Here is a 17,712-nt window from a genome sequence, read left to right as displayed (position 1 = left end):
TAGGTACAGCGTAATGAATTACATAGTGACAAATTCTTCTGCTGAGGTTGGGTGAATAGCCACAGTATTATCAAAGTCAGCCTTAGTTGCGCCCATTTTCATGGCAACCGCAAAGCCTTGTAATAATTCATCGCTACCAAAACCTATGCTATGAATACCCACTATTTTTTCTTCTTTACCTACACAGACTAATTTCATCCGAGTAGGGTCACGATAATCTTCAGTAATTGCTTGATATAAAGCGGTAAATTGAGAGCTGTAAACCTTAACTTGCGCTTCGCCATACTCTTCTAGCGCTTCTTTTTCTGATAAACCCACCGTACCAATAACCGGATGACTAAACACCACTGTGGCTATATTGGAATAATCTAAATACGAATCGGGCTTATTATTAAACAAACGCTCACATAAGCGGCGTCCAGCAGCCACGGCAACCGGCGTTAACTGGGCTCGGCCAGTATTATCACCAACGGCATAAATACCATCAACATCAGTATTTTGATATTTATCTGTGGGAATAAAACCCCGTTCATCAAGCTCAATACCTGCTGAGGCAATATTAATATTATCGGTTGCTGGCTCACGACCAATCGCCCAAATTAAGCTGTCTACTGGGCCGACACTATGGCCATTTTCTAAATGAATGGTTAATTTGCCATCCTGATGTTTCTCAACACGCGTTGGCACACTTAGGGTGTGTAGTGTTGGACCATGCTTGGCCATTTGCTCTACTAACGTATCGCTCAACATGTCATCAAAATGACGTAATGGCTTTTCTTTACGCACTAATAAATGAGATTCGCTGCCTAGCGCATGCAACACGCCGGCAAGCTCAACGGCAATATAACCTGCCCCCACCACGGCTACTTTTTCAGGTTGCTCGGTTAACGCAAAAAAGCCATCTGAGTCAATGCCATGCTCAGCCCCTTCAATATTGGGACGACTTGGGCGTCCGCCTGTTGCAATAGTAATATGGTCAGCGGTATATAAAACCCCGTCAACGTCTAAGGTGTTTTTATCAACAAACTTAGCAAAACCTTTGATCACGGTAACGTCATTACTGGCAAAACCACGCGCATAAGCCGCATGAATGCGTTCAATATAAGCTTCTCTGTTTTTGACTAACTTTGACCAGTCAAAGCTTTGTAATGGCGCTTTAAAACCGTAGTCATTCGCGTAGTGTAATGCATCGGCAATTTGTCCGGCATACCACATCGCCTTTTTCGGTACACAACCGACATTCACACAGGTGCCACCAATATGCTTAGCTTCAATAACCGCGGCTTTTTTGCCTAAACGCGCAGCTCGGTTTGCAGAAGCGATACCGCCACTGCCGGCGCCAATCGAAATGTAGTCAAAATGTTGTGTCATATTATTATTCCTATCTGATTATATTGCACTTAAAACATCAAAGTGATTATATTGCACTTAAAGCATCAAAATTCAAGCATCTCAGCCAATGCCGGTCATTATTGCCTCTTTATGACAGCAAATGACATAATATTTAACGATTAAATTTCAAATTTTTCTCTCTAGTGTTAAATAGTGAAAGCTACACCTTGATTATCGACTGATCTGCCATTACATCTACACCATCACCTAGCAAACATGCGAATTTTATGACCAATCCTACGACAAATCCATTATTACAAAAGACCTCACTGCCGCAATTTTCTAAAATCAAGCCAGAACATGTTAAACCTGCGGTTGAGCAAGCCATCAAAGATTGTAAAACAGTGATTGCGGATGTATTAGCAAACAATACACAATTCACTTGGGCCAATTTAGTTGCCCCTATTGATGAAGTAAATGATGTATTAGGTAAATTATGGTCACCCATTTCGCATATGAATTCAGTGGTCAATAGCGATAAGCTGCGCGATGCTTATGAGTCATGCTTACCACTTTTATCTGAATACGGTACTTTTGTTGGCCAGCACGCTGGGTTATTCGCGGCCTACCAGCAATTAAATGACAGTGCAGCGTTTAAAACACTTAACACAGCGCAACAAAAAGTCATCAGTAACACGTTAAAAGACTTCAAACTCTCAGGCATTGCACTGAACGAGCAAGACAAAAAGCGCTACGGTGAAATATCCACACGCTTATCAGAACTTAGCTCAACTTTTGGTAATAATATTCTCGACGCTACGCAAGCCTTTAGCGTTAATATTACCGACGAAGCAGACTTAGCAGGTTTACCTGAAAGCGCCAAAGAAGCGGCACAAGCTTTAGCACAAGCACAAGAAAAAACCGGTTGGTTATTTACCTTAGACATTCCAAGCTACTTACCCCTGATGATTTATTGCGACAATCGAGCGCTACGCGAAAAAATGTATCGCGCCTATGTTACCCGCGCCTCTGAAATAGGGCCGAACGGCGGCGAATATGACAACAGCCCTATTATGGCGGAATTACTTTCTTTGCGTCATGAAATTTCCAACTTACTAGGATTTAACAGCTTTGCCGATAAATCATTAGCAACAAAAATGGCCAATAACAGCCATGAAGTATTGGGCTTTTTAGAAGACCTAGCGGTTAAGTCAAAAGCGCAAGGCGAACAAGACTTAGTCGAAGTGACCGCCTTTGCAAAACAAAACTTTGCCCAAAGTGATCTACAAGCATGGGATTTACCCTATTACAGTGAAAAACTAAAACAAGAGCGTTACGCCATTTCTGACGAAGAGCTACGACCTTATTTCCCTGAAAGCAAAGTGGTTGCCGGCTTATTTGAAGTGGTGCATCGCTTGTTTGGTTTAAATATCAGCGAACGTAAAGGGGTAGATACTTGGCATAAAGATGTCAAATTTTTCGATGTCTTTGACAGCAAACAGCAACGTCGAGGCAGCTTCTATTTAGACTTATACGCCCGTTCAAAAAAACGTGGCGGCGCTTGGATGGACGATTGTGTCGGCCGTCGTGAATTAGCTAATGGTGATATGCAATACCCGGTTGCTTACCTGACCTGTAATTTTAATGGCCCAGTTGGCGATAAACCGGCATTATTTACCCATGACGAAGTCGTGACCTTATTCCATGAATTTGGCCATGGTATTCATCACATGCTAACGCAAATTAACGCGGCGGGTGTTTCGGGTATCGACGGTGTGCCATGGGACGCGGTTGAACTACCCAGCCAGTTTTTAGAAAACTGGTGCTGGCAGCCAGAAGCACTTGCCTTTATTTCAGGTCACTACCAAACTGATGAAGCTTTACCGCAAGACATGCTCGACAAAATGTTAGCGGCCAAGAACTTTCAATCCGCAATGCAAATGATCCGTCAACTTGAATTCAGCTTGTTTGATTTTAAAATGCATGCAGAATATTGCCCAGAAAAAGGCGATCAAATTCAGCAAGTGCTAGATAAAGTACGTCAAGACTACGCGGTTATTAAAGCGCCTGAGTTCAACCGTTTTCAACACAGCTTTGGCCATATTTTTGGTGGCGGTTATGCCGCTGGCTATTACAGCTACAAATGGGCCGAGGTCTTATCAAGTGACGCTTTTTCTCGCTTTGAAGACGAAGGTATTTTCAACCAAAGCGTGGGTCATGACTTTTTAACCAATATACTGGAAATGGGCGGTTCAAAAGAGCCAAGCGAACTCTTTCAAGCTTTCCGTGGTCGACAACCTAAAATAGATGCTTTACTGCGTCACAGTGGCATTACAGGTTAATCACAATGGCATTAGAAAAATTTGATGATATTTATCAACGCGCCGCTGCCCGCAAAGGTGGCGCGGCTAAACTCAATATATTACTAGGCCCAGGTAACCGAGATCATTTATTACCCACAATAACTGATGACAGATTTTTATCTGAGTTCAGTAAAAAAGTTTTTCAATCGGGTTTTGTTTGGCGCGTAGTGGAAAATAAATGGCCCAATTTCGAAGAAAGCTTTTTCAATTTTACTATTGAAAAAGTCTTGATGATGCCAGAAGAAATGATGGAGCGAAAAGCCAGCGATCCTAAAATAATCCGTAACTTTAATAAAGTTAAAACCATTAAAGCTAATGCCCTGATGATCTTTGACCAGCAGCAACAAGGCCATAGTTTTGCAACGTTTATTGCCCAGTGGCCCAGTGCTGACATTATTGGCTTATGGGCTTATTTGAAAAAACAGGGTCAACGCCTGGGTGGTAATACTGGGCCTTATGCGCTGCGTGCGTTAGGTAAAGACACCTTTATTCTGAGCCGAGATGTTGAAGCTTACTTTCGCGCTCACGACATTATTACTGGTGGCATTCAAACAAAATCTAGCTTAAACGCCATTCAAACAAGCTTTAATGACTGGCAAAAACAGTGTGACTTGTCACTCGGCCAACTCAGTCGTTTAATTGCTTACGCGACGGGTGATAACCATATTCATTTAGAAGGGGTTATCGATGCTGAATAACATTGCTGTTGCCTATGTAGATTCTGTCGACGTCGAAAAGGCAAAAAAAATCGCCAAAAAATGGCAACTTGATTATATCGGTGATATCGCCGCAATAAAAAATCATCCTCACTTACTCTTTGCCTTACAAGTTAATATGCAACGCTTAGAACTGAGTAAACTTGATGAGCCAAAAATTGGCGCTATTTGCGTTGATTTTGTTGATGGCGCAACCGCCCATCGGCGAAAATTTGGTGGTGGCCGAGGTCAAGATATTGCTAAAGCGGTGGGCTTAAAACATGGTTTTACCCCCAAGGTACTTGATGCCACCGCCGGCTTAGGTCGTGATGCCTTTGTTTTAGCGACCTTAGGTTGTTACGTAACCATGATGGAACGTATGCCGATTGTAGCCGCCTTACTCGAAGACGGTTTAAAACGCGCTAAACTCAGCACTGAAATTAATGATATTACCGAGCGCATGAGTTTAATTAGCTCGTCATTGATTGCAGATATTCCCTTAGCCCAACAACCTGATGTCATTTACCTTGATCCTATGTATCCGCACCGTGAGAAGTCAGCCGCCGTTAAAAAAGAAATGCGCGTATTTCAATCGCTCGTGGGTGAAGACCTTGATGCTGACAACTTACTAGCACCCGCCATTGCCTTAGCCAAATATCGTGTGGTGGTTAAACGCCCAAGCTATGCACCACCACTAGCGGGTAGAGCACCATCAACCAGTATTAATATGAAAAAAAATCGCTTTGATGTTTATGTAAATCGAGCAATTCCGAAAAACAAATAAAAACAGTTCAGGGTTACATTAGCACTTGAGCTGTTTATTTTATCGCCAACACTAATATGACAATGTCATTGTCATATTAGTGTCCCCTAGCTGTAACCAAACTGTCACATAAAAAGGTAAGAATTTAGCATCTTTAGAAACGTCAATGACAGGGTTAGATGCAGTGCGAGTTTCAAGTTTTTCAAAAATATCAGTAATAGCTATCAGTTTATTTGCGGCAATTTTTTTAACCACTATGTACCATGTTGGTAACTCACTAACCTCCAGCCGCGCCCAATTAGTCGGCTACCAAGCGCTTAAATCAGCTACTACCGTCAGCTTTTATCGAACAATTGCAAAGTACCTGCAATCCGGTGACGCTGGACTACTCACAACTGCACAACAAGAATTAGCTCAAATTAACAAACAGAGCAACCAACTGAATTTACCTGCTTTAACGGCTAATATTGAGCAAAACACCGCGAAACTAAGCCAAGACATAACCACCAAGTATCGTGCATTAGGCAAACTCAGCGGCGACCCGCTTGCCCTTATCCGCAATGCTGAACAAAACATGTTGTCACTTATCTATGCTATTGCGCAATATGCACAACAAAGCCAAGCGTTAACCCCACAACAACGTGTTAACTACTTAGCAAACACACAACTTATTTCAAAAAGCCTAAATGAGCTGATTCACAGTAGAGAAAAATACTTTCTCGCTAATGTTAATGACGATAACTATATTCAAGTGATTACCGTCGAATTAAAGAGTTTAGTAAAAAAGCTAGCAAACATGCCCGATTTAGCCATATATGCTGAAGTTGATGAGGATGACTTTTTTGCTGATGAGGAAGACCCTGACAATTTAGCCAGGGACGCCATAAATGAACTTAGCTCTCTCACAAACAGATATCTTGTGGAGTTTAATAACACGCTAACAATCAAACTAAGTAGTCAAAAAGGCATTCAGCAACTAGTCGCTGATGTCGCAGAGTTAGAGGAAATTATTCTCACAGGTGAAACCACTATTATTAAAAAACAAGAACAATTAAATCATAAATTAATGTTAATTGTTCTTGGGTTAACGGCATTTCTATTCCTATTTTTAGTAGCAAATTACGTTTTACAACGCACGGTAATTTTAAACCCGCTGCGCAAATTGCGTGATAGCTTTGTCGCCTTAGTAGAGCAGGGAAAAGTAGATAACATAGAAGGTATTTCTATAAAAACTGAGCTCGGTGAAATATCATCAAGTTTTAATCAAATGGTCAATAAGCTTGCTAAAGACGACCGACAAAAAGCCCATCAGCTTGATCTCGTTGCCAATGCGCTAAAAGCGATGGAAAGCCAAGTTAAAAATATTTATCAGTCTTCTGCCAGTACCAGTGAACATGTACAAGGCGCGCGTCAAATTATGGCCGCGCTAGGACAAGCAACAGAAACGGTAAATGACTTATCAAGCCAAGTGGTTGGCAATGCCCAAGCAACGCAACAAGCCATGGCGGCGAGTCAAGAACGCGTAGGACAAGTATTGCAAGCAAGCGAATCAACCAATATTGCTGCACAACAAAGTAAAACCGCCATTACCTCGCTTTCGCAATCAGTTAACAGTGTAACGTCAATCGTTGATGTTATTGCGGCGATTGCTGACCAAACCAACTTATTAGCGCTGAATGCCGCTATTGAAGCCGCTAGAGCTGGTGAACATGGTCGAGGTTTTTCAGTTGTCGCAGATGAAGTCAGACAGCTGGCAGGGAAAACACAAGAATCATTACAACAAATCTCAGCCAAGCTAGCACAACTGCAAAGCGCGACCAATTCAATTCAATCAACTATTGTCGACATTGAAGCGGCGTCGGAAAATCAACAAAGCATTGCTGAGCAATTACAAAAAACAGCGATTGAAGTGACCGATCAAGCAAAGGTTTCTGCCGAAGTTGCCTTAAATACCTTAGCGCAAATTACGATACAGCGTGAACATTTCATTACCTTTGAAACTGCCATGAGCAATGTTGATCAAGAAGTAAACCAATCACAAGAGTTAGCCGAGAATATTGCAAAAGACGTCAGTAGTCATGTGTCAGGCATTAGCAAAACATTACAACAAGCGAGCTAGTTAACCTGAACCTGATATTAGTTAGGCTTATCTATATTTATGCTACTTGCATCAGGTGCCGACTTAGTAGTGAAATATTGCACTGTGGTACAAGTAACCACATCGCCAAGCACATTGACTGATGTTCGACACATGTCCAATATCCGGTCAACACCTAAAATAAGTGCAATACCAGCAGCCGGTATGCCTACACCTTCAAGTACCATGCTCAAAATGATAATCCCAGCACCGGGAGTTGCCGGTGAACCAATGGATGCAGCCACCGACATGGTTACAATGAATACGTAGCTCGTTAAACTTAAATCCACATGGAACACTTGCGCAAGAAATACGGTAGCTACGCCTTGATAAAGCGCCGTTCCTGTCATATTAATGGTCGCCCCCAATGGCACTAAGAATCGGGAAATTTCAGGTTTTACTTTTAACTTATCTTCAACAACTTGCAAGGTTAATGGCATTACCGCAGCCGAACTACTGGTGGAAAACGCCAGTAAGAGTAACTCTCGCACGTTCACAAAAAACTCGCTAAAACGCTGTGCCAAGGTCATTTTGGCGACAATAAAATAAGCAATTGCAATAATAAATAGCCCTAATAATACCGTAGCCATATAAATAGCCATGCCTGTTAGCACATTCAAACCAAGGTTGGCGACTAAGCGGGTAATTAAGCCAAAAACAGCTAAAGGTGCTAAAAGCATAGCCCATGACACAATACGTAAACTTACCTCTTGTAATGCACCTAAAAGATCAAATAATGGCTTAGACTGCTGCGCAGGAATAGACAGTAAAGCAGCGCCTAAAACGGCGGCAAACAATATAACTTGCAACATCTCACCAGACGCCATAGATGCCAGTGGATTTTTAGGTATTAGTGCTGAAACTTTACTAGGAAACTCTGCGGCGGCAGGAAATCCTTTAGCCACGTTATTAACCATAGGTGCCACGTTAGCATCCATTAATGAGGAGGCATCAACAAAATTACCTGGTTGTATATTAAGCGCCAGCACAATACCCACTGCGGCGGCAAATGCCGTTGATACCATGATAAATAATAAAGCGATCATGCCATTTTTTTTCATCGCTGCCGGATTATTATTAGCCGCCAGCCCTCTCACAATTGAAGCAACCACCAAGGGCACAACAATCATTTGAATAATCGCTAAAAACACTTGTCCGGGTAAGGCAAGCCAAGCTGTTATAATTTTAACGGTTCCAGCTGACAGCAAGCCTAAATCAGGCCCCATTAACACCCCAGAAATAACCCCTAGTGCTAAGGCAATGATAACTTTCAGCCATAGTTTACCTTCAACCAACTTATCAAATTGGTCAGCTAAGTTTTTTAATGGATTAAAAAATAATTTGGATTGTGTCATTTTTATTCCTGATTATTAATGCTGGTTTTATCCTTAAACTACCAGCTCACCCTGATGCATGGCATAACCAAAGCTTGAGAATTTTACTTATCTAAGCATTTCACTCATCTAAGCATAATAACTATTAGCCTAATTACCATGACAGCGAGCGCTAAAATCAGGAAAGATTAAGATCCTTTTGATTAATATCAAGCTTTCACAAGTCCTCACTGTTAGGCAACGAGTGCTAACGGTTAAGCAGCAAAAATTCAGAGCACTTAAAACACAGCCGTTAAATGATATAATAATTATTCATGCATTTACGTGCGCGGTACCTCGCATTATTCTAAACTAAAAGCAGGTTTATTTAGCTAGTGCGCGCATGGTAAAGTCTTTACGTAAACTTAAGAAAAAGAAATGGATATAAGCTTGCTCATATTGTCGATAAGCCTAGATTTCTTTGTAAAAACTATACTCGAGCCGCACACGATTAAAATTATCTATGCAAACCCGCTTTTATCGCAATAACCACAACAATAGGAATATTATGATCACATTAAATGCAACTATGCCTGATGGGCAACTTCAAGAATTAAAAGATGGTGAGATGATCACCCACAAAACGTCAGAACTTTTCGCTAACAAAAAAGTGGTGATGTTTGCCGTACCTGGCGCATTTACCCCAACCTGTTCGGTAACGCATTTACCTGGCTATGTGGTTTCAGCTGACGAGTTAACAGCAAAAGGCGTTGACGCTATTATTTGCATCGCGGTTAATGACGCCTTCGTAATGTCAGCTTGGGGTAAAGCACAAAATGCCAAAAACCTGATGATGTTGGCTGATGGCGATGGTAGCTACACCAAAGCACTGGGTCTTGAAATGGACACAGCAGCGTTTGGTGGCTTACGCTCGCAACGCTATTCTATGGTGATCGACAACGGTGTTGTAACAAACTTAAACGTTGAAAAGCCTCAAGAATTTGAAATCAGTGATGCTGAAACTATTCTTAACCAACTGTAAAAGCAATTTAATCCGCTTTTAAAGCAAAAAGGGAGCAATAGCTCCCTTTTTATTGCCCACTGTTTTTTACCTGTAATAGTAAGATAAATAACCCTCGCATTAAACAACCTCAACGCTAGGTAAGCAAGCTAGCGAATATTAGAGAGCAACAAGCGCTCTTTATAGTATCGCGCTAGTGCGTTATCTCACGTATAATGCTGGCCTTTAAAGCATAAATTAGGGTGTTTCGTTGATATTTTCTGATGTAGTTATTATTGGTGCTGGCGCCGCGGGCTTAATGGCAGCAGCCACTGCGGGCTATCGAGGCCGCACTGTTACTGTGGTTGATATGGGTAAAAAGCCCGGCAGAAAAATTTTAATTTCTGGCGGTGGCCGCTGTAATTTCACCAATGAAAACGCCAGCCCAGAAAATTACTTATGCCAAAACCCTCATTTTGCAAAATCTGCCCTTAGCCGTTATAGCGCACAAGACTTTATTGAGCTTGTTGACCGCCATGGCCTTAATTATCATCATAAAACCATAGGGCAGTTATTTTGTGACAACAGTGCTCAAGACATAGTTGATATTTTGATGACCGAATGTGAATGGGCCGGTGTCAATATTGCCATGCGCAGCGAAGTGATCTCAGTCAACAAAAATGCGACCGGATATGAAGTCATTACCGCCGATGAAAGCTACCAATGTGAGTCATTAATTATTGCCTCGGGTGGCTTAACCATGCCGAAATTAGGTGCTAGCCCAATTGGCTATAAAGTTGCCGAACAATTTGGCTTAAAGGTATTGCCGACAATCGCCGCCTTAGTACCCTTTACCCTGCACGATCACGACAAACAAAAGTTTGATGGTTTATCCGGCATCAGCATAGCGACTGAAGTTTCCAGTGAAGATTGCACAAAATTCAAAGAGAATATTTTATTCACCCACCGTGGTTTATCTGGCCCCGCTATCTTACAAATTTCGTCATTCTGGCGTGCAGGACAAGCGGTAACCATTAACTTACTGCCAGCATCACCTATCGATGAGTTAATCAATGAATGGCGTGAAACCAGTGGGCAAAAATCATTAAAAAATATGCTCTCAACTGTGCTACCCAAGCGCTTTATTGAAGCGTTAGTGAAACAAAAAGATATTTCTGATAAAGCTATCAACCAAATCAGTAATGACGAAATTACTTACCTAGGCCAATATCTACATCACTGGCAAATAAAGCCCAATGGCACGGAAGGCTACCGCACGGCTGAAGTAACTTTAGGTGGCGTAGACACTGACGAAATATCATCAAAAACCTTCGAAGCGAAGAAAGCCAAAGGCTTATATTTTATTGGTGAAGCAATAGATGTAACCGGTTGGTTAGGCGGCTATAATTTCCAGTTTGCCTGGAGCAGCGGCGTGGCTTGTGGGCAAGCGGTTTAATTTGGGGCTTTAATTGCATTAAAGCTTTTCCGAAAGATTGAAACTACTATGATCCTATATTATTTGCTGTTTTTGGTGCCACTAGTGGGTGCCCAGAACTGTGAAACTGCTAAAAGAATTTAATGTCACTTTAAAACACAAGGCTTACCATAAAGTTTTAACTTCACTATCACTATACATAGTCCCAAAAAACAGTAGTAAAGCGTTTACGGAGCTATTTGTAAGTTTGATACTCTGCGACAATCCCTTATTACTATGTTCATAACAAATTAATATCATCTACTGAAATAGTGTCAGCAGCTCTATGAAATAATGACTCTGTATAAGGCAAAGCTCTTACATAGGCATTCACATTTTCACGTGTGGCTATATAAAGGTTTAATGCTGTAGCCTTTACGCAATATATTTAAAGCTTCTGCTGACTTTATAGCTAAATTTAATGAAGCATCTTTATCAACTAAAAACTCTGAAGAAAAAGCTTTAATTTCATGAATTAGGTCAATTCCCTGTTCGCGTTTATGACTATTTATTTTTTTTGATTTATTCATCAAACCGAAAAGGGGATAAACCGCCTTTTTATGATCATGAACTTGAGTATTTTCTTCCTTAGTAAACTTTCCTAATAACACTTGAGCAATTAATATGATTTTTGTTGTAACTGTCATTTTATATTCCTTAATATTTATGTTTTATAAACTTCAGGAAGTACATTAATGAGTAATTACATGGTTGTTTTTTTTGAATTTCACAGAAATATATTCAATGTATATTAAATTGAAAAGTAATTTAAGTGGTTATTTTTAATAGTATTTGAAGTTTATTTTTTGATGAATAAACAAATTAACTGAGCTTTAAAAAGGTCTGAAACTACGGGGATATATTTACCAATATACGACAAGAAAATAAAACAGGAAAACACTACAAAGGCTCAATTGGATAACCAAACAAATGTTGTATCATTATTTTAATAATTCCATTACAACTAGAGTGTTTATAGTTTCAATTACTTCAATAATCTACTTCCATACTTATATTGGTGAATGATATGTTTTACCTACTAAAACTGTTTCCTTGTGAAAAAATATAATATCCATATTAAATACAGAACACAGATAAGTAGATAAGTTATTCACAATAAAAACAAACACTTAATAGCGAGGCTCTTTCCCTTTACAGGATGTATAAAAATTAGACTTGAAGTAAAATAAAGACTAAAATGCTTGCTAAATATAATTTAAATTTAGGATAGTAATGGCTAACTCTAAACAGGCTAAAAAAAGAGCGGTACAGTCGGAAAAAAAACGACAACATAATGCAAGTAGACGTTCAATGATGAGAACTCTATTAAAGAAAGTTCACACTGCTATTGATTCAGGGGACAAAGAAAAAGCTACTTTAGAGATGGGTATTGCTACACCTATATTAGACCGATATGCATCTAAAGGTTTAATTCATAAAAATAAAGCTGCTCGCAGTAAAAGCCGTTTGAATACTAAAATAAAAAGTTTATAAGTTATCTATTCTTTTTTATAAAAACGTCACACTCTGGCGTTTTTTTGTATAACCTGCACCATTTTAATATCCCCCCTCCTTTGATTGATTTTGTAGAACCATGTGCTCTAATATCATGAAATATAATTCTTTCTAATTAATTATTATCAGCTATTAATTTTTTCGATTATTTGTTCAACCTGCCCCAACAGAGTTTGCGTTATAGCAGACTGATAATAACTATCGCGATGATAAACTTACAAAATAGTTAGTATTTAAGTTGTAGGGACAAAGGGACTACGATATCTTAGTTTATATTTCCCCTTTACGCTTCATACCCTATTAAATAATATAAGATAAATCAGGAAAAAGTATTTATTATGCTGCATTTTATTTCTCAAAAAGCCACAAAGTGGGCTTTGTCAGAGTTGAAAAAATTACCGAAAAATCAAACCGCCTTATTGTATTGTCTTATTTTTAAAAGATCGAAAATAGTTGACCGTTCCTCGAATAGGGCTGAATTTGAAAATGAATTTCACAGGTATTTTGGTGGTTATATCAAGGGTGGTGGGGTTTCTGTTTTTGATCCTTTTGCTCATGAATGGAGAGCAAGTAATTATTTGAACAGCACCGTTTATGGAAGGCTTTTAGTTGGCGGACATAGATGGACTGAGGGTGATGAATCATACTTCATACGTGAGCCTAAAGGTAGTGGCTGGCCCGCAAAATTTATTTTTACAGACGATGGTTTTAACAATCTTCTGTACCGAACTAGCCCCCCTAACCTTAAAAATGAAAATAGACTCCCTTTACTAGCTATAGCAACTTATTATTATCGTTTTGAACCGCTAGAAAAAGCATATAACTCTCAACAAGAACTGGTGAATAAGTTCGTTTCGGAAGTTCTCTCGAATGACCCTTTACTCATTAAACTTTTTGTAGATGGTGTTGCATATAATTCAAAAGATTATTTTGTAGAAAATGATTTAACCGAAAGTGAAAAGATAAGCTGTTATCCCGCTTATCCTGATATGCATAAAGAAACAGTAAACACGCGTCTTTATGGGGACGATATAAAAAAAATAAAAACTTTACTCAAAGACAATCAGACGATTGCTGATTTCATCAACGCTTTAATATTAAAGGAATTATCATAATATGTCTCACCCTAAAATAATGTTGGGCAAACCAGAACCAAAAAATTCAGTAAAATCTTTTCATGGTAAAAAAATAATTGTGTGGCAAGGACTTGCCAATGTTTCAAATATAAATGGTTGGGTCCAGAATCCACGGATAGATCTAGAAATTAAACGATTCAAAGATAACCATGCAGGAATAGCCCCCAATAGCGAAGAAGTATTCGCCATTATGAAAGCGATTAAAGAGTTCAAAATTAAGGATTTAGCGAAGGATGTTCTTTGCAACGGAATACGCCAACCGATAATTATAACTCACGAGGGCAAATTATTAGATGGTAACAGACGGTATTACTCTATTCGCTCAATATTAGAAAGTATGGACCGACATGATCCATTGAGATCAGAATTCGAACAAATCCCAGTATGGGTGTTGGATGATCAATGTACCGCTGAAGACGAAGAATATATTCTGGTTCAAGAAAATTTCTATGCAGCCCAAAAAGTCGAATGGCCTGACTATGTAAAAGCCCATCGTATTTACGAAGATCTACAGAATGAACTGCCAATAAAATCTGTAGCACAAAAGTACGGCTGGAATACATCAAAAGTCGCCGAAACTAAAAGGATCATGGAGCTTATCGAAGAATTCGTGATGTTCGCAACTGGCGATTGTTCCGATGAAGACGAGTACGCAGGTCTTGGTTTATCCGAAATCGAAGCAGAAAAAATAGCAGCAGAAAAATATCAATATTTTAATGAAGCGCAAAAATCATTCAGAGTTAAGTTAGAGCAAGATCCTGATTTTAAATTTAGTTTCTTTCGATTAATATTTGAAGGAAAATTTAAGAATTTCACCGAAGTTCGAGCGGTTAAAGATGCATGGGATACTCCTCAAGCTCGCAATATGTTGTTGTCGAATGATCCTAAAGCAGCAAAAAAGGCCAAAGCGATAGTTGATTATAAAAGTTTTGAATCAAAAGAAGAAGAAAATGTCGAAGAGACCATTGATGATTTCGTTTCATTTTTATCTAAGTTAACAACCGAGCAAAAAATCAATCTTGTGGAGAAAGACACCGGTTATGTCGAAAAACTCCAAAGCAGCCTAAACACTGTACTATCGATGATTGAACAAGTTAAAAAATGCTAACAACCAACGTAGATGAACAAAAGATTATTGTAACGGGTAACACCGCCGAGCTATTGCGATTAAAGGCGCAATTGACAGCATTAATTCCAAGTGAAGAAATCATTATCAACAGAGCGAAAGGCTTAATGTTCCCGAGAAAGTACTTATCGGTGACTTCCTCACTTCTTGCCGATAATTCAACACCTATAAATACTCAATCTAAAACAGTTTTAGAAGATCGTAAAGCTTTAATTAAGAAACACTTAGGTGCAAGAACTAACATATTAAAAATAATTGAAAATGCTCAATCATTAGTAAATGACTCCCATTGGGATAATATTTTGATGCCTTACCAGGGAGTCGCCGTAAATTGTATTATTGAACCGGATCTGTTGGGAATATGTATTTTTGACGAACAAGGGACAGGAAAAACACTCACTGCTGTAGCCGCATACGATATTTTATTTAAAAGAGGTTTTTGCGAAAAATTGATTGTTGTATCACCACTCAGTTTGCTTGGCGTATGGGAAAAGGAGTTTAAAGACTTTATACCAGGTCAATACTCAACCGTTAAGGTAGAAGGCAATCAAAAAAATAAATTTGATGCATTGAATAAAGCCGCTGACGTGTATCTAATTAATTACGAGTCTGTTTCAAACTTTCAAACATTTATTTCATCTTTAGCTAAGAGCGCAAAAACTTTACTCGTTGTTGATGAATCTTTTCTCGTAAAAAATCCTGATGCTAAAAGATCTCAGTCGTTAGAAGAAGTTAGAAAAGAGTGCTCCTTAGGAGTCGTGTTGTGCGGTACACCAGCGCCAAATAACCCAACTGATATTATTCATCAATTTAATATCGCTGATGGCGGAATGACTTTCAGTAACTATCAACACAGTGGTAAAGATCAACGAGCCAATATAGAACAAGCTCTTGCAAACAAAGGTGTTTTTTTAAGGCGACTTAAATCAGATGTATTGTCTGAGTTACCAGATAAAAATTATAAAATTGAACAAGTCACTTTAACGGGTAGACAACTTCAATTATACCAAAATGCTCGAAACGAATTATATATCGCATTGAAAAATATCGATAACTCCGACTTTAAAAGACACTTAACTTGGTATTTTCAACGACGCTCTGCTCTACTGCAAATTTGTGTAAACCCTTCGTTAATAGATCCTCTATTTACCGAAACGCCAGCTAAACATGCAGTGTTAGATGGCTTGATTAAGAAAATAGTTAATCAAGGGAAAAAGGTTATTGTTTGGAGTACTTTTACCGCTGATCTCCTTTGCATTGAAAAACGATATACCAAGTACGGAGTGGTAAGAGTTGACGGAAGTGTATCGGGTCACGATAGATCAAAATGTGTAGAACGTTTTCAAAACGAACCAGACATCCGTATTTTTGTTGCGAACCCTGCCGCTGCCGGTGCAGGTCTTACGTTACATGCCGCCGATACTTGTATTTATCTTTCCTATTCCAATCAAGCCGCACATTATATGCAATCACTCGATCGGATTCACAGAAAAGGGCAACTCTCTGACAGCGTTGAATATATTTTTTTAGTATGCGATGACACCATTGAAATAAACGAACTTAAGCGTTTGCAAAATAAAGAAAGTGCCCAAAGAGATTTATTAGGCGATGCCGATGACACACAATTTACTTTGCAACAAGCAATTGAAGAAGTAGAACAACTTTAGTGAACAATCATCAGTTTTTAATCGTCATTGCCGCTTCTGAAGCTCGAATGTTAAAAAAGACCTTCGAATTCTTTTTACCGTTAAGTTGGTTCGGGGATGTTCCCCCTGAAAGTATGCTAGGTAGAAGTATTTGGGTATTAATTCGCAGTAAAACAAAAGACCTTTTGTTTTGTCGTTTGGTTAACGTTGAGTTATCCCAATATGGTGAAGAGTTTGACAATGGGTTCGCTGTTTACGGTGAATATTTAAATTCTGATTACTTTTACCTAGAGGATTGCGATACTACAATATCTATTACAGAATTTTCCGCAGTTCCAATTGGTGTTATAACTAGATTGAACAGTAAACAAAGTGCTTTTATAAAAAATAAGATAGAAACGAATCAATCTATAACGCCTTTTATTTTAAGCTCAGTGCGAAAACGATTACCTGAAGTTAACCTTTTTAAATCGACCGATTCTGAATTACTCCGACTAGAACGCCATTGCCGACAAACTTTTTTATACCAACAAGCTCCAAAGCATCCGTCTCACCCGAAAAATTGGTCACCGTTTAAAAGTCTTGCGGTAAGAATACTATGTGAAAGTGAAGATAAAAATAAAACAGAAATACTCGCTTCAGCAAAAAGACACCATCCACAAGTACCCTTTTTTGACGACAATTTCACCTCAATTGATCCAACTAAAGTGTTTGCTAGACGATTCATAAAAAGAAACCATACCAACGAAGAACAGTCTGAAGAGTTTTTAAAAAAAACCGAATGTGCGGAAAAGAAACATCAAGAAATTTTAGTAGCGGTTACTAAGCATTTAATAGCTTCGGGCTACACACCCATGCAAAGCAGAAGCATCGATTTATTACTGCGGTTACCCGGTAGATTAATAATCTTCGAGATTAAAAGTGCTACGCAAGATAATGTTAAAAGCCAGTGCCGTAAAGCCCTTTCGCAGTTGCTAGAATACGCCCACAATATGAAAGGTGTGCATAACAACGTTGAATTGGTACTAATAACCGAAGGTAATAAAAGCGAGATAATACTCGATTATTTTGATGCCATATTCGAAGCATCTGAGATAGCATTATTACGGTACGACAGCGTATTGACTGAGCAAGAGCGCTTTATAGCACTCGATTTTTTAGTCGCTTCACAACAGTTAGTTGTTTCAATTTAATCAACAATTAAAAATAATT

General features: G+C 39.1%; 14 protein-coding genes. 11 read left to right on the top strand and 3 right to left on the bottom strand.

The window, feature by feature from the left end; genetic code table 11:
- Positions 1-18: 18 nt before the first annotated feature.
- A complete protein-coding gene (gorA, locus tag H4J54_RS12680) occupies positions 19-1,371 on the bottom strand; it encodes a glutathione-disulfide reductase (RefSeq protein WP_182191231.1) in 1,353 nt (450 codons plus the stop codon).
- A gap of 248 nt (positions 1,372-1,619) precedes the next feature.
- Here gorA and prlC point away from each other — a divergent pair, with 248 nt between their 5' ends.
- The 4 genes from prlC (at position 1,620) to H4J54_RS12660 (ending at position 7,272) form a co-directional block, all read left to right on the top strand.
- Positions 1,620-3,674 (top strand): oligopeptidase A, encoded by a 2,055-nt coding sequence (gene prlC, locus H4J54_RS12675; protein ID WP_182191230.1) that lies wholly within the window; start codon positions 1,620-1,622, stop codon positions 3,672-3,674.
- 5 nt (positions 3,675-3,679) lie between these two features.
- Positions 3,680-4,393 carry a DNA-3-methyladenine glycosylase I gene (locus H4J54_RS12670; protein ID WP_182191229.1) on the top strand — a complete coding sequence of 238 codons (714 nt, stop codon included), beginning with the start codon at positions 3,680-3,682 and terminating at the stop codon, positions 4,391-4,393.
- Positions 4,383-5,174, top strand: a complete 792-nt coding sequence (locus H4J54_RS12665; protein ID WP_182191228.1) for a class I SAM-dependent methyltransferase — start codon at positions 4,383-4,385, stop codon at positions 5,172-5,174. The genes H4J54_RS12670 and H4J54_RS12665 overlap by 11 nt, the downstream gene beginning before the upstream one ends.
- Before the next feature lie 145 nt (positions 5,175-5,319).
- Positions 5,320-7,272, top strand: a complete 1,953-nt coding sequence (locus tag H4J54_RS12660; protein WP_182191227.1) for a methyl-accepting chemotaxis protein — start codon at positions 5,320-5,322, stop codon at positions 7,270-7,272.
- Positions 7,273-7,289: 17 nt separating this feature from the next.
- Here H4J54_RS12660 and H4J54_RS12655 read toward each other — a convergent pair whose 3' ends face one another.
- The gene (locus H4J54_RS12655) at positions 7,290-8,645 is read right to left on the bottom strand and encodes a dicarboxylate/amino acid:cation symporter (protein ID WP_182191226.1); all 1,356 of its coding nucleotides are present in this window, start codon (positions 8,643-8,645) and stop codon (positions 7,290-7,292) included.
- Positions 8,646-9,171: 526 nt separating this feature from the next.
- On the opposite strand from H4J54_RS12655, the gene H4J54_RS12650 reads away from it, so the two are divergent.
- Positions 9,172-9,645, top strand: coding sequence for a peroxiredoxin (locus H4J54_RS12650; RefSeq protein WP_182191225.1), 474 nt, complete (start codon positions 9,172-9,174; stop codon positions 9,643-9,645).
- 229 nt (positions 9,646-9,874) lie between these two features.
- Positions 9,875-11,059: an NAD(P)/FAD-dependent oxidoreductase gene (locus H4J54_RS12645; RefSeq protein WP_182191224.1), complete on the top strand. Its 1,185-nt coding sequence runs from the start codon at positions 9,875-9,877 to the stop codon at positions 11,057-11,059.
- 356 nt (positions 11,060-11,415) lie between these two features.
- On the opposite strand, the gene H4J54_RS12640 is transcribed toward H4J54_RS12645, so the two are convergent.
- Positions 11,416-11,724 (bottom strand): hypothetical protein, encoded by a 309-nt coding sequence (locus H4J54_RS12640; protein WP_182191223.1) that lies wholly within the window; start codon positions 11,722-11,724, stop codon positions 11,416-11,418.
- 586 nt (positions 11,725-12,310) lie between these two features.
- Here H4J54_RS12640 and rpsT point away from each other — a divergent pair.
- The 5 genes from rpsT to H4J54_RS12615 all read left to right on the top strand — a co-directional run bounded on the left by rpsT (position 12,311) and on the right by H4J54_RS12615 (position 17,693).
- Positions 12,311-12,571: a 30S ribosomal protein S20 gene (gene rpsT / locus H4J54_RS12635; protein ID WP_182191222.1), complete on the top strand. Its 261-nt coding sequence runs from the start codon at positions 12,311-12,313 to the stop codon at positions 12,569-12,571.
- A gap of 359 nt (positions 12,572-12,930) precedes the next feature.
- Positions 12,931-13,707, top strand: coding sequence for a hypothetical protein (locus H4J54_RS12630; RefSeq protein WP_182191221.1), 777 nt, complete (start codon positions 12,931-12,933; stop codon positions 13,705-13,707).
- 1 nt (position 13,708) lies between these two features.
- Positions 13,709-14,836 (top strand): hypothetical protein, encoded by a 1,128-nt coding sequence (locus tag H4J54_RS12625; protein ID WP_182191220.1) that lies wholly within the window; start codon positions 13,709-13,711, stop codon positions 14,834-14,836.
- Positions 14,830-16,521: a DEAD/DEAH box helicase gene (locus H4J54_RS12620; RefSeq protein WP_182191219.1), complete on the top strand. Its 1,692-nt coding sequence runs from the start codon at positions 14,830-14,832 to the stop codon at positions 16,519-16,521. The genes H4J54_RS12625 and H4J54_RS12620 overlap by 7 nt, the downstream gene beginning before the upstream one ends.
- Positions 16,521-17,693 carry a hypothetical protein gene (locus H4J54_RS12615; protein ID WP_182191218.1) on the top strand — a complete coding sequence of 391 codons (1,173 nt, stop codon included), beginning with the start codon at positions 16,521-16,523 and terminating at the stop codon, positions 17,691-17,693. Before H4J54_RS12620 ends, H4J54_RS12615 begins: the two co-directional genes overlap by 1 nt.
- The last annotated feature ends 19 nt before the right edge of the window (positions 17,694-17,712 follow it).

The organism is Colwellia sp. MB3u-8 (assembly GCF_014076985.1).
Classification (GTDB): Bacteria; Pseudomonadota; Gammaproteobacteria; order Enterobacterales; family Alteromonadaceae; genus Cognaticolwellia.
This window is presented reverse-complemented; position numbering and strand designations above follow the sequence as displayed.

Bases quoted from the DNA above. Each gene is read 5' to 3' on its own strand.
- H4J54_RS12670 (WP_182191229.1), top strand. From the start codon at position 3,680: ATGGCATTAGAAAAATTTGATGATATTTATCAACGCGCCGCTGCCCGC.
- H4J54_RS12650 (WP_182191225.1), top strand. From the start codon at position 9,172: ATGATCACATTAAATGCAACTATGCCTGATGGGCAACTTCAAGAATTA.
- H4J54_RS12630 (WP_182191221.1), top strand. From the start codon at position 12,931: ATGCTGCATTTTATTTCTCAAAAAGCCACAAAGTGGGCTTTGTCAGAG.
- rpsT (WP_182191222.1), top strand. From the start codon at position 12,311: ATGGCTAACTCTAAACAGGCTAAAAAAAGAGCGGTACAGTCGGAAAAA.
- H4J54_RS12640 (WP_182191223.1), bottom strand. From the start codon at position 11,724: ATGACAGTTACAACAAAAATCATATTAATTGCTCAAGTGTTATTAGGA.
- H4J54_RS12655 (WP_182191226.1), bottom strand. From the start codon at position 8,645: ATGACACAATCCAAATTATTTTTTAATCCATTAAAAAACTTAGCTGAC.
- H4J54_RS12620 (WP_182191219.1), top strand. From the start codon at position 14,830: ATGCTAACAACCAACGTAGATGAACAAAAGATTATTGTAACGGGTAAC.
- H4J54_RS12625 (WP_182191220.1), top strand. From the start codon at position 13,709: ATGTCTCACCCTAAAATAATGTTGGGCAAACCAGAACCAAAAAATTCA.
- H4J54_RS12660 (WP_182191227.1), top strand. From the start codon at position 5,320: ATGACAGGGTTAGATGCAGTGCGAGTTTCAAGTTTTTCAAAAATATCA.
- prlC (WP_182191230.1), top strand. From the start codon at position 1,620: ATGACCAATCCTACGACAAATCCATTATTACAAAAGACCTCACTGCCG.
- gorA (WP_182191231.1), bottom strand. From the start codon at position 1,371: ATGACACAACATTTTGACTACATTTCGATTGGCGCCGGCAGTGGCGGT.
- H4J54_RS12665 (WP_182191228.1), top strand. From the start codon at position 4,383: ATGCTGAATAACATTGCTGTTGCCTATGTAGATTCTGTCGACGTCGAA.